The sequence below is a fragment of the Phenylobacterium sp. genome, assembly GCF_030693625.1.
Taxonomy (GTDB): domain Bacteria; phylum Pseudomonadota; class Alphaproteobacteria; order Caulobacterales; family Caulobacteraceae; genus Phenylobacterium; species Phenylobacterium ferrooxidans.
In genome coordinates, this window is sequence record NZ_JAUYAF010000060.1 from 16,804 (window position 1) to 28,812 (window position 12,009).

Here is a 12,009-nt window from a genome sequence, read left to right on the forward strand (position 1 = left end):
CCCAGCGACGCCTTGATGCAAATCAACGTTACGACAGCGTCGAAACCCGGCCCTGACCATTCTGACCCAGGGTCTGGGCGGTCCAGCGGCACATTTCCTCCATCGAGGCGGCGAAGTCCGCGGGCGCGCGAGCTGTCACCAGGGCGCAGCCGTTCATCTTCATGGGATCGTTCAGCGGCCGCATCCGGCACTCCCCCACCAGCAGCGGGCCGATGCCGGTGTCCTGCGCCTCGTTGAGGAAATGGTCGAAGGTCTGCAGATCCTTGATGGGCAGCCAGATCATCACCACCGCGTCGCGATTGCGCCGGCCAATGGCCTTCAGGGTGGCGACGATGCGAGTGTAGTCGTCGGGCCGTTCGAAGGGCGGATCAATGAGCACGAGCACAGCGCCCTTCGGCGGGCAGCGGCTGACAGCGGTGTCATAGCCGTCGGCGCAGAGGGTCTCGACGCCGGTCCGGCCCTTGAGCGCCATGCGCAGGGCCGCATGCTCCTCGCCGCGCAGCTCGCAGGCGATGTAACTATCCTTTTTCCTGAGGGTGTCGGCGATCAGGCGCGGCGACCCTGGATACAGCTTGGTCGGCCCGCTGTTGTTCAGCTTGTTCACCGCCGCCCGCAGGGGGCCGAAGGCGGCGGGCAGGTCGGCGGCCTTCATCAGCTGAGCGATGCCGGCCTCCGCCTCCCCTGAACGCTGCGCCTCGGCGCCCGAAAGATCATAGAGACCCCGCCCCGCGTGGGTGTCGATGACCGTCAGCGGACCCGGCGCCTTGGTCAGCGTGGCCATCAGGCGCAGCAGGCCGGCATGCTTGACCAGGTCGGCGAAATTCCCGGCGTGGAAGGCGTGGCGATAGTTCACGGACTTTAAGTCTCCCGGCCGACCTGGGAACTCGCGACCGCGAGCTCACGTTCAGCGGCTGTACGGGGCGTAGATGCCACGTCCCCGTGGATCTCCAAAGGCGACAGATGGCCAGAGACACCGCAGAGCTCACGCCCCCCGCTCCGGCCGGCCTGACCTATGTCAACGACGACGACCCCGGCATCACCCGCTTGGCCGGCAAGTCGGGGTTCTCCTACCGCGACGCCGAGGGCCGCCCGGTCACCGATGCGCAGACCCTTGAACGCATCAAGACCCTGGTGATCCCACCGGCCTGGACCGACGTCTGGATCTGCCCCTCCGCCCAGGGCCATATCCAGTGCACCGGCCGCGACCTGAAGGGCCGCAAGCAGTACCGCTATCACACCGGCTGGCGGCAGGACCGGGACGGCATCAAGTACGACCGCGTCATCGCCTTCGGGCGCGCCCTGCCCCGCCTGCGCAAACGGGTCGAGAGCGACCTCGCCCGCCGGGGACTGCCGCGCGAGAAGGTGCTGGCCGCCGTCGTCGCGGTCATGGAGGTCACGCTGATCCGGGTGGGCAACGAGGAGTATGCCCGCACCAACAAAAGCTTCGGCCTGACCACCCTGCGCGATCGCCACGCCAGGATCACCAGCACGGGCACCGTGTTCGAATTCCGAGGCAAGAGCGGCAAGGTCCATCAGACCGGCTTCCGCGACCGCCGCCTGGCCCGCATCGTCAAGGCCTGCCAGGACATCCCCGGCCAGCGCCTGTTCCAGTATCTGGACGACCACGGCCAGCGCCGCGTGGTCGAGAGCGCCGACGTGAACGCCTATATCCGCGAGGTCCTGGGTGAGGATTTCTCGGCCAAGGATTTCCGGACTTGGGCCGGGACCCTGGCCGCCGCCCGCGGCCTGGTGATGCATCCGCACTCCACCAACGCCGCCCAGGCCAAGCGCAACGTGGCGACCTGCGTGAAGGCCGTGGCCGGTCTACTGGGCAACACCGCCGCGGTCTGCAGGGGCTCCTACATCCACCCCCTGGTGCTGGAATCCTACGAGCGTGGCGTCCTTCCCCTGAAGAACACCAACTCGACACGCGCCTTCGAGCTCTCGGTCCTGAAGTTCCTGGAAGCCGCGCGGGAGTCCGCCGCCTAAGGTTTCGAGCCGCGGGTGCGGGCCGCTAGGCGCCCCCGCGTCACCCCAGCTAAGGTCTCGTCAAAGACCCTGGGAGGGCCAGAATGACACTCGAGAACAAGCTGCGCTTCGGCGCCTTCATCGCGCCCTTTCACCCTCTGGATGAGAACCCCACCCTGGCCATCCAGCGCGACCTGGAGCTGGTGCAGCACCTGGACAATCTGGGCTTCGAGGAGGCCTGGATCGGCGAGCACCATTCGGCCGCCTATGAGCTGATCGCCTCGCCCGAGGTGTTCATCGCCGCCGCCGCCGAGCGCACCAAGCACATCAAGCTGGGCACCGGGGTGTCGTCCCTGCCCTATCACCACCCGATGATGCTGGCCGACCGGATCAACCAGCTGGACCACATGACCCGTGGCCGGGTGATGTTCGGCGCCGGCCCCGGCGCGCTGTCCTCCGACGCCTTCATGATGGGCATACCGGTGGCCAAGCAGCGCGACCGCATGGACGAGGCCCTGGACGTGCTGGTTCGCCTGCTGCGCGGCGAGGAGGTCAGCCACGAGAGCGACTGGTTCACCCTGGTCAACGCCCGCCTGCAGATGACCCCCTATTCGCGGCCGTCGGTTGAGATCGCCGTGGCCAGCCAGGTCTCGCCCACCGGCGCGCGGGCCGCCGGCAAGCATGGGGTGGGCTTGCTCTCCCTGGGCGCCACCACCACGGCGGGGTTCAATGCGCTCGCCGCCAACTGGGGCATCGCCGAGGACATCGCCAAGGCCAGCGGCCAGACCATGGACCGTAACGCCTGGCGGCTGGTGGGCCAGATGCACATCGCCGAAACCAAGGACAAGGCCATCGAGCAGGTCCGCTTCGGCCTGGAGAAGTGGATCTATTACTTCCGGGAGATCGCCAACCTGCCCATGGTGCCCGACGACTTCGCGGGCGACCCGGTGGAAGCCTATCTCGCCCTGGGCTCGGCCGTGGTGGGCACGCCGGACGAGGCGATCGCCCGTATCGAGCAGCTGAAGGAAGAGAGCGGCGGCTTCGGCTGCTACCTGATGATGGCCCACAACTGGGCCAACTGGGAGAACACCCAGCGGTCCTACGAGATGATCGCCCGCTACGTGGTCCCGCACTTCCAGCAGCTGAACGTCAACCGCAAGGCCTCCATGGACTGGGTGCGCGACAACAAGACCGAGTTCACCAGCCAGACCCGCGCCGCCGTCGGCGCCCGCATCGTCTCCCACATGATGGAGAAGGGCGCCGACAACATCAGCCCGCAGATCGTCGCCCTCATCGCCGCCGCCGCAGCCGAGCCGAAGAAGGACTGACCTGCGGCTGGTGGCCTGGGCGCTACAGCTCCACCGCGGCCGTCGCGGCGACCACGTCGCCGGTGTTGGGCGTCCCGGCGGGGTCGATGGGCAGCAGCCGAACCTGGTCCAAGTGGCGCGACCGCGCCAGCCATCCTAGCTTGAGCACAAGGAGGAGCGCGCCCATGGACCTCGACGCCTATCTGGCCCGCATCGGCTATGCCGGGACGCCGCGCGCGGATCTGGAGACCCTGCGGGCGGTCCACCGCGCCCACCTCCTGGCCATCCCCTACGAGAACCTGGACGTGCAGCTGCGGCGGCCCGGCGACGTCTCCGTGCAGCACGCCTTCGACAAGCTGGTGACGCAGCGGCGCGGCGGTTGGTGCTATGAGATGAACGGTCTGCTGGGCTGGGCCCTGGCCGAGATCGGCTTCAAGGTCACGCGCATGGCCGGCGCGGTGGGCCGCACCGAGCGCGGCGAGATCAGCCATGGCAACCATCTGGTCCTTCGCGTGGACCTGGACCGCCCCTACATCGCCGACGTCGGGTTCGGCGATGGCGTGCTGGAGCCCGTGGCCCTGGCCGTGGGCCCGATGACGGTGGCCGACTACGACTTTCGCCTGGAGAAGCTCGACGCCGACTGGTGGCGCTTTCACAACCACGCCCTGGGCGGCGCGCCCTATTTCGATTTCACCGAGGCGGCGGCCAGCGACACCACGCTGAACACCACCTGCCAGTGGCTACGGACCTCACCGGATTCGATCTTCACCCAGTTCCCCATCGTCCAGCGCCATACCCCGGACGGCCTGGTGATCATCCTGGGCCGCACCCTGCGACGTGTCCGACCGGGGGAACGCACCCAGGCGCTGATCGAGAACGCCGACGCCTTCGTCGACATCCTGGCCCGAGAGTTCGGCCTCGACGTGCCCGAGATGGCCGCCCTGTGGCCTGCGATCTGCACCAAGCATGAGGACCTGTTCGGCGAGAAGGCGAACTAGGCTCGCGTCTGGCTTTCGAGATAGCTCGACAACGCGTCGAGCAGCCGGCGCGATGTGAGGACGTCGGTGTCCTCGGCCGCCTGTTCGAGACCCGCGCCGAAGTCGGTGATGGCCTGAAAACCGAAGCCGCCGCCTGATCCGCGCATGTTGTGGCCCAGGATCGTCACCGGTTCGAAGTCGGCCCGATCCAGGGCATCGCGCATGGTGATGACATCTTGGCGGCAACTGTCCAGATAGGCCGGAATCCGGGCCAGCAGCCGCTCGCTCGGCCGCCAGGACCTCGGTTCTTCTGGAGCAGGCTCCGCGGGCGGCGCCAGGGTCGCGTAGTGCAGGATGGCCGCCAGCAGCACGTCCTGCTTGATGGGCTTGGTAAGGTAGGCCGTACAGCCGGCGGCCAGGCAGGTCTCGCGGTCGCCCTTCAGGGCCGACGCGGTCAGGGCGATGATCGGGGTCGGCGGCCGCTCATTGGCCTTTTCCCAGGCGCGGATGGTGCGTGTGGCGGTCAGGCCGTCCATGGCGGGCATCTGGCGGTCCATCAGGACAAGGTCGTAGCGCCCGGCCTTGAACATCTCGCACGCGATGATCCCGGTCTCGGCGACGTCGACGCGATAAGGGGTGTCATCGAGATAGGCGAGAGCGATGGTGCAGTTGTCGGGCGAGTCCTCAGCCATCAGGATCTGCAGCGGCGCGAGCGGCGCGGCGGGACCGGCGCCGACGGGCATGCTGACCGGACGGTTCGCCGAGGCCCAGACTTCGAGCGGCAGGGCGAAGGCGAAGACGCTGCCGACATCGACGCGGCTGCTCACCCAAATTCGCCCGCCCATCAGCTCCACCAGACGCTTTGAAATCGTCAGTCCCAGGCCGGACCCGCCAAACCGCCGGGTCGTCGAGGAGTCCGCCTGGGTGAACCGTTCGAAGACGTGCGCCAGCTTGCTGTCGGCGATCCCGATGCCGGAGTCTGTGACGGTGAACCTCAGGGCGGTGGGAACCGCCGGATCCAGGTCCGGCTCCACCTTCAGCGAGACCTCGCCCTCTTGCGTGAACTTGATAGCGTTGCCCAGCAGGTTGAGCAGCACCTGACGCAGCCGCGTCGGGTCGCCCATCAGGTCGTTGGCGACGTTGGGGGCGATCTCGCAGACCAGGGTCAGGCCCTTCTCCTGCGCCCGGGGCGCCACCATCTCGATCACCTTCTCCAGGTGGTCGCTGAGCGAGAAGCCGGTCTGCTCCAGGTCCAGTTGCGAGGCCTCGACCTTGGAGAGTTCCAGGATGTCGTTGATCAGGTTGAGCAGGTTGTCACCGGACCGCCGGAAGATCTGCACGTACTTGTCCTGCTCGGGCGTCAGCGGCGTCTTGGCCAGCAGGTCGGCGATCCCCATGATGGCGTTCATCGGGGTTCGGATCTCGTGGCTCATGCTGGCCAGGAAGTCGGACTTGGTGCGGCTGGCGCTCTCGGCGATGGCCTTGGCCTGCTGTAACTCGACCTCAACCCGCTTGCGCTCGGTGACGTCGCGGGCCGCGGCGAACACCCCCTTCAAGATGCGGTTTCGATCATAGAAGGTGGTGGCGTTGTAGGAGACCACGGTCTGCTTGCCGTCCCGGGCTCGCGCCGTCAGCTCGTAGTCGGTGACCGATTTCTGGGCCAGCACCCGCTTGATGCCCGCCTCGGCCCGGTCGGGGTCAGTGAAGCAGTCTTTGAAGGGCGCCCCGATCAGCTCGTCGCGCGTCGACCCGGTCAGGGCCTCCATCTGCTTGTTCACGTCGGTGATGATGCCGGCCGGGTCGGTGGTCATCAGGGCGTCGATGTTCGATTCGATCAGCGAGCGCGTGTAGAACTGCTGGTCTCGAAGGCTCTGGTCGGACTTTTTCTGCTCCTCCTCCACCAGCTTGCGCGCGGTGTTGTCCGTGCCGATCAGCAGATAGCCGATTATGGCCCCGGCGGCGTCGCGCAGGGCGGTGACCGAGACCACGGCGGGAAACCGGCTGCCGTCCTTGCGGATATAGGTTAGCTCGTAGATGTCCTCGATGCCGCGCGAGGCCTTGAACACGAGGGCCTCGAAGCCCGGCGCGATATGGGTGGCCAGTTCGGCGCTCAGCGCCTGGGCGCGCGCGATCAGTTCTTGGGGGTCGGAGATGTCGGCCGGCGTGATGGTGTTTATCACCTCGGCCGCCTCATAGCCCAGCATCCGCTCGGCCCCGACGTTGAAGATCTGGATCACCCCCTTGGCGTCCGTGGCGATGCTGGAGAAGTTGGCGCTGTTGAAGATCGCGCTCTGCAACGCGGCCAGGTTCGCGCCCGTCTCAGCAGGGGCGGTGGGGATGAGGATGGGGCTTCCTAACTCAGATGTACGTCCGTGACCGGCGCGAAGGCCGGGATCACCGGGGTTTAGTGCAGCAGGGTTCCAACCGAATCGCCGAGTTGCTCAGCCGAATAGGGCTTCTGGATAAACTTGCCCCCCCCGACAAATCCGTCCGCCATTTCCGCAGTGAGCGGGCTCCCGGAGGTGTAGAGCACCCGCAGGCCCGGCCGCAGCACGATGGCCTGGTTGGCGACGTCGTAGCCTCCGGAGGGCAGAGACCTCAGCCTGATGTCCACGAAAAGCGCGTCGATGTGGGACGTCGCCGACAGGTGAACCAGGGCTTCCGCCAGGTCTGTGGCGACAAGGGTGCTGTGACCCAGGTCTTCCATCGCCCACTCGGCGTTCTGACGAATGAAGAACTCGTCCTCGACAATGAGGATGACGGCCATCAGGGGGCCAACAACTGTGGGCGCGGCATGCTGGAAATGTCTCCCGCGGCGGCCATGACGGCTTACAGCGGGTGAAATCTAGCATGCGCCCCAGCAAAGCTTGCATGGCTTCTGACTTATTCCGGCGGGACCCCGACGATCACCGCCGCAGGGAGAAACCGATCCTCAGTGTCTGCGGCGCCGCGAAGCTCTCGGTCCCGTCTCCGGTCTCGCCCACCTCGATGCGGGCGTCGGTGAGGTTCTCGGCCGCCAGATAGAGCTCGCTGTTGGGCGTCAAGCGCCACGCCGCCCGGGCGTCGACCCCGGCGGAGGCCCCGAGCTTGCGGCTGTTCAGGTCATCCTCGAAACGCTGGCTCTCGAACCGCAGGTTCGCCGTCAAGGTCAGGCGCTCGCTGGCCTTCCAGTCCACCCCGGCGGTCACCGTATATTCCGGCGTCTGGGCCGGCCGTTTGCCGGTGAGCTGGGGTGATGCCCTTCCGCCATCGACCTCCGCCTTGGTGGCCGAGGCCGCGCCCATCAGGGTCAGGCCGCCGAAGGTGCGAGAGATGTCGGCCTCCAGGCCCCAGGCCTCGATCTGGCCGGCGTTGCGGCGCTGGCGCAGCACACCACCCACCGGGATGAAGCCCGCCACCGGATAGGTCATTCCGCCCGGCCCCACGGTCACATTGGTGATCGGGTCATCGAGGCGGTTATAGAAGATCGTCCCGCTCCAGCGGGTGGCCCCGTCGCCGCCGAGCCCGAACTCGACCCCATAGAGGGTCTCGGGCCTCAGGGTCGGATTGGCCTCGGTGACATCATTGCCCACCCGGAACGGGCGGTGGAGTTCATTGAGCGTCGGCGGCCGGAAGCCGGCATAGGCCGCGCCCCGCAGCCAGGTCGCCTCGTTCAGCCGGTAGCGCACCCCGAACCGCGCCGTCGGCGTCGTGCCCGAGGTGTCGGGCGAGGTGGAATTCAGGGTGACGGCCCCAGTAGCCAGGTCGCGCTCACGGCGAACCGCCTCGTCCTGTCGCCAGGCATCGACCCGCGCGCCGCCGGTGACCAGCCAGTCGCCCCGGTCCAGCACGCCCTCGGCATAAAGCCCCGCCACCGCCGTGGTCCCACCCGACTCCCGGCCGCGGGTGAAGCCGCCGGCCATGTAGCGAAAGCGCTCGAAGGCGTGGCCGTCGGCGAAGCGGGCGTCGCCGCCCACCTCCCAGGAGAAGGCTGTCCCCCGTCCCTGCCAGGCGGCGTTGAAGCCGTGGCCCAGGGCCGGTGTCGAATACTGGTCGCTGGCCGGCGTGGTGGCCACGCGGCCCGCCGCGACGGCCGACGAGGTGTTCTTCAGGTCGCTGGACCGCGCCCAGGCCTGCAGCCGCCAACCGCCGCCGTCGATGATCCTGGCGATCGTCGCCGTGACCGATCCGCCGCTGGCCGTGGAGTTGGCGCCGACCAAGCCAGCCCCGCGCTGTTCCTCATAGGCCCCCAGCCGCAAGGCGCCGACGATCCCCTCGTGCTCGCCTTGAACCCGGAAGGCGAAGGCGCCGGCGTCCAGCGTCGTCGGCGCGTCGGCCGCCCCGCGTCCGCCCCGCACCGGGGTGTAGCCGTCCGAGCTCTCCGCGCTGGCGGTCACCAGCAAGCCGGTCGTACCGACCGCGACCGCCGCCCGCGACCCGCCCCTCTGGGCGATGGAGACGTCGAGGGCTGAGACGCCCTGCGTCGCCCCGCGCTCCTCCAGGGCGATCACCCCGGTCAGGGCGCCCGCGCCATAGGCTCCCGCCCCCGCGCCCCGAACGATGGTGACGCTCTCCAGGCTTTCCGGCGGCAGGGCCGACCAGATCACCCACCCCCCGAAGGGGTCGTTCTGCGGCGCCCCGTCCAGGGTCACCAGGGCCCGGCCGGCGCCGGAGGGCGCCACGCCGCGCAGGGAGATGCCCTGGATGGTGGGATTGGCCGCGTCGCTGCCGGTGCGCCGGAACAGCGAGACGCCGGGCACCCGCTTCAGGGCCACGTCGAGACGCGGCGCGGTCTTCAGCTCCTCGGCGCCGATCTGCTGGACCGCGAACACCGCCTCCCCACCCAACGCCGGCAGGCGCGGAGCATGGACGACGACGACTTCGACTTCGGGCGGGGGAGGACTGATGGGCATGGCCAAGGGCATAGGGGCAAAGGCGCTCCCTGTCAGCCGTCACCCCGCGACAAGTGACACAACCCCAGGCAGATCGATGAGAAACTGCATGCTCAGCAGGCTTAACGAACCCTCGCCTATCCGGTCATAAAACCGTGCCTGGACTCGGGACTCGCGGCGCCCCAAATCTCCCTCACGGGGGAACAACTGGAGACGAACGCCATGCTGGACCTGTCCTTGCCGCCCTCCGTCACCGTCAGCCCCACCCTCGTGGGGGTCTCGATCCTCACCGATGACGGCGTCACCGTTCAGGTCAGCCTGCCCCGTCCGCGCGGCCTGCACGACATGCCCGAGGCTGAGGTCGCCGCCCGGGCCAAGCGCCTGGCCCAGGCGGCGCTGATCACCGCCTTTGAAAGTCTCGAGACCGTCTAGCCTTCGGTGTCGATTGAGGCCTGCATGGCGGGCGAATAGCGCGGCCCGGTCACGGTCTGCGGATTCACCAGGGCTTCGACCTGGGCCATCGTCTCGGCCGACAGCTTGATCGCCGCCGCCCCGGCGTTTTCCAGCATGTGGTCTGGGTTCGCGGTGCCAGGGATCGGGACAAGGGTCTCATCCTTGGCCAGCAGCCAGGCCAGGCATAGTTGAGCCGGCGTGCACCCCGCCGCCTTGGCCAGGCTGGCGAAGGCCTCGAAAATCTTCAGATTGGCGGCGAAGGCCTCGCCCTGGAAGCGGGGCATGCCAAGGCGCATGTCGCCTTCCTGGAAGGCCGCGGGGTTCGACGCGCCGCCGGCCAGGAAACCGCGGCCCACTGGGCTGAAGGCCACGAAGGTGACCCCCAGGTCCTTGCAGGCCTGCAGCACCGCGATCTCCGGATTCCGGGTCCAGGGCGAGTATTCTGTCTGCAGGGCGGTGATGGGATGGACGGCATGGGCGCGGCGCAGGGTGTCAGCCGACACCTCCGACAGGCCGATAGTCTTGATCTTTCCCTCGGCCACCAGTTCGGAGAGCGCCCCGACGCTGTCCTCGATCGGCACCCGCTTGTCCCAACGGTGCAGATAGTAGAGGTCGATGACGTCGGTCTGCAGCCGCTTGAGGCTACTCTCGCAGGTGGCCTTCAGGACGTCGGGATGGCCGTTCAGCTCCCGCTTGTCGCCATTGGTCAGGCCGCACTTCGACGCCAGCACATACTCGTCGCGACGGTCGCCCAGGACTTCGCCGATCAGGGTCTCATTGTGGCCGACGCCATAGACCGCCGCGGTGTCGAGGAAGGTGTAGCCGGCGTCCAGCGCCCCCTTCAGAACGCGCTCGGCCTGCTCGCGCGGGGCCGGAGGTCCGTAGCCGTGGGAAAGGCTCATGCACCCCAGGCCGATGGCGGAGACCTCGAACGGTCCAAGCTTGCGGGTCTGCATGGGGCGGCTCCTCAAAAGGCGCGCGACAGTGCGCGGGAGCCTTTTGGAGCCGGGGGGATCAGTTCGTCAATCGCGGCCGAGGCCCTTAAGGATTGACGTTCAGCTTGATGCGGATGCGGCCGGCCTGGGCCATGGAGTCCGGCACGTGGATGTTGGCCGCCAGTTTCAGCGCTGTGGCCGCGCCCGGGTTGGTCGCCGGGTCGGCGTCGATGACGGTGCAGGCGGTCAGGGCAGCGCCATTGACCAGGCACTCGACGATATAGGCGTTGGCCGCCAGGGCCGGGGCGGCTTCGGAGGCTTGGGCCGACGCGCCCGAGGGGGCGGAAATAGCGGCCGTCAAAGCCAGGACAGAAAGCAACATGAGACCTCGGCGGTTAATAGAGGTTAATCAAATGTGAAGACGTCCCGAACGCAAGTGTTTCATTTCGGCGTCCCGCAGGATGGCCACCGCAACCGCCGTGCCGCGCCACCCTTTCTCCCGTGTCGGCGCCACCCTTTTGAGCGGCGGCGCCCGCTCGTACCGCATTGCAATATTCGCCATATTGCGTCGCACCATTGTCACTTGCCGCAAGGCGAATCCGCGCGCTAACTCCCTCTCAGGCGACGCGCTTGGGCCACCCTAGAAGCACAAGCCTCAGCCTGAGGAACGCCGGGAGGCGGTTGAACCCCAACCCCTTTCGGAGACGACGACTATGATGAAACTGATGACCCTGGCCGCCCTGGCCACCCTCGCCTTGGCTCCGGTCGCCCATGCTGAAGAAGGCGTGCGCGTCTCTCTGGTCGGCAAGTCCAGCGCCCAGATCCACGCCGACATCGTCGCGGCCGCCAAGAAGGTGTGCGCCAAGGCGGTGACCAGCGAGACCCTGTTCCTCGACGCCTACGGCCGCTGCATGAAGGGCTCCGTCAACTCGGCCCTCGAGCAGCTGGGCGCCGCGGACGTCGCGCAGCTCGAAGCGATGCGGCTCGCCCAGCGCTAAGCGAAACTCCCAGATCTGCAGGGAAAGGGTCGGCATAACGCCGGCCCTTTTTCTGTGGCCTAAGCCGCCACGGCGCCGCCGTACCGCAACACGGCTACAAGCGGGCCGCGACCAGCAGAAACATCGGCCGTGCTCGATCACCGGCAGGCTGACACCAAACTGGGTCGGACCGCGGTCGCGCACCAGCGGCTGATTGCTCTGGCCATTGCAGGGGCTTCCGAAGGCGGCGGGATAGGCGCCCCCGTGGCCGAGGGGCATCGCAGCGTGGTCAATCCGGACGACGAAGCGGCCAATTCTGATACGCCTTGAGTAGTCGCAAGCTTAGATCTCGGCCAATTTCGCGCCGGCGCGACCGTCGAAACGCAAAAAGCCCCGCACGAGCGGGGCTTTAAGAAGTCTTTGGGTGCGGGGACAGGATTTGAACCTGTGACCTTCAGGTTATGAGCCTGACGAGCTACCGGGCTGCTCCACCCCGCGGCAAAGCTATAATCGTGATTGAA

General features: G+C 67.6%; 12 protein-coding genes and 1 tRNA gene. 5 read left to right on the forward strand and 8 right to left on the reverse strand.

What is annotated here, in order from left to right; genetic code table 11:
- Nucleotides 1–28 precede the first annotated feature (28 nt).
- Entirely contained in the window at nucleotides 29–853 is an 825-nt protein-coding gene (gene rlmJ, locus Q8N10_RS12330; protein WP_304774278.1) for a 23S rRNA (adenine(2030)-N(6))-methyltransferase RlmJ, read from the reverse strand.
- 107 nt (nucleotides 854–960) lie between these two features.
- Here rlmJ and Q8N10_RS12335 point away from each other — a divergent pair, with 107 nt between their 5' ends.
- Together Q8N10_RS12335 and Q8N10_RS12340 are read left to right on the forward strand one after the other, a co-directional pair.
- Entirely contained in the window at nucleotides 961–1,989 is a 1,029-nt protein-coding gene (locus Q8N10_RS12335; RefSeq protein ID WP_304774280.1) for a DNA topoisomerase IB, read from the forward strand.
- 83 nt (nucleotides 1,990–2,072) lie between these two features.
- Entirely contained in the window at nucleotides 2,073–3,296 is a 1,224-nt protein-coding gene (locus Q8N10_RS12340) for an LLM class flavin-dependent oxidoreductase (protein ID WP_304774282.1), read from the forward strand.
- 22 nt (nucleotides 3,297–3,318) lie between these two features.
- On the opposite strand, the gene Q8N10_RS12345 is transcribed toward Q8N10_RS12340, so the two are convergent.
- Nucleotides 3,319–3,462, reverse strand: a complete 144-nt coding sequence (locus Q8N10_RS12345) for a hypothetical protein (protein ID WP_304774284.1) — start codon at nucleotides 3,460–3,462, stop codon at nucleotides 3,319–3,321.
- On the opposite strand from Q8N10_RS12345, the gene Q8N10_RS12350 reads away from it, so the two are divergent.
- Nucleotides 3,461–4,273, forward strand: a complete 813-nt coding sequence (locus Q8N10_RS12350; protein WP_304774286.1) for an arylamine N-acetyltransferase — start codon at nucleotides 3,461–3,463, stop codon at nucleotides 4,271–4,273. The genes Q8N10_RS12345 and Q8N10_RS12350 overlap by 2 nt on opposite strands.
- Here the strand turns inward: Q8N10_RS12350 and Q8N10_RS12355 are convergent.
- The 3 genes from Q8N10_RS12355 to Q8N10_RS12365 form a co-directional block, all read right to left on the reverse strand.
- Complete coding sequence (locus Q8N10_RS12355; protein ID WP_304774288.1) at nucleotides 4,270–6,549, reverse strand: PAS domain S-box protein; 2,280 nt, start codon at nucleotides 6,547–6,549, stop codon at nucleotides 4,270–4,272. The two genes, Q8N10_RS12350 and Q8N10_RS12355, sit on opposite strands and share 4 nt — an antisense overlap.
- A gap of 107 nt (nucleotides 6,550–6,656) precedes the next feature.
- The gene (locus Q8N10_RS12360; protein ID WP_304774290.1) at nucleotides 6,657–7,019 is read right to left on the reverse strand and encodes a response regulator; all 363 of its coding nucleotides are present in this window, start codon (nucleotides 7,017–7,019) and stop codon (nucleotides 6,657–6,659) included.
- 139 nt (nucleotides 7,020–7,158) lie between these two features.
- A complete protein-coding gene (locus Q8N10_RS12365) occupies nucleotides 7,159–9,144 on the reverse strand; it encodes a TonB-dependent receptor (RefSeq protein WP_304774292.1) in 1,986 nt (661 codons plus the stop codon).
- A 201-nt stretch (nucleotides 9,145–9,345) separates the two neighbouring features.
- Between Q8N10_RS12365 and Q8N10_RS12370 the strand changes: the two genes are divergently transcribed.
- A complete protein-coding gene (locus tag Q8N10_RS12370; RefSeq protein WP_304774293.1) occupies nucleotides 9,346–9,555 on the forward strand; it encodes a hypothetical protein in 210 nt (69 codons plus the stop codon).
- Here the strand turns inward: Q8N10_RS12370 and Q8N10_RS12375 are convergent.
- Together Q8N10_RS12375 and Q8N10_RS12380 are read right to left on the reverse strand one after the other, a co-directional pair.
- Nucleotides 9,552–10,532: an aldo/keto reductase gene (locus Q8N10_RS12375; protein ID WP_304774295.1), complete on the reverse strand. Its 981-nt coding sequence runs from the start codon at nucleotides 10,530–10,532 to the stop codon at nucleotides 9,552–9,554. The two genes, Q8N10_RS12370 and Q8N10_RS12375, sit on opposite strands and share 4 nt — an antisense overlap.
- 85 nt (nucleotides 10,533–10,617) lie before the next feature.
- Entirely contained in the window at nucleotides 10,618–10,893 is a 276-nt protein-coding gene (locus Q8N10_RS12380) for a hypothetical protein (protein WP_304774297.1), read from the reverse strand.
- Nucleotides 10,894–11,224: 331 nt separating this feature from the next.
- Between Q8N10_RS12380 and Q8N10_RS12385 the strand changes: the two genes are divergently transcribed.
- Nucleotides 11,225–11,509, forward strand: a complete 285-nt coding sequence (locus Q8N10_RS12385; RefSeq protein ID WP_304774299.1) for a hypothetical protein — start codon at nucleotides 11,225–11,227, stop codon at nucleotides 11,507–11,509.
- Nucleotides 11,510–11,909: 400 nt separating this feature from the next.
- On the opposite strand, the gene Q8N10_RS12390 is transcribed toward Q8N10_RS12385, so the two are convergent.
- Nucleotides 11,910–11,986 (reverse strand) — tRNA-Met (locus tag Q8N10_RS12390).
- Nucleotides 11,987–12,009: the final 23 nt, after the last annotated feature.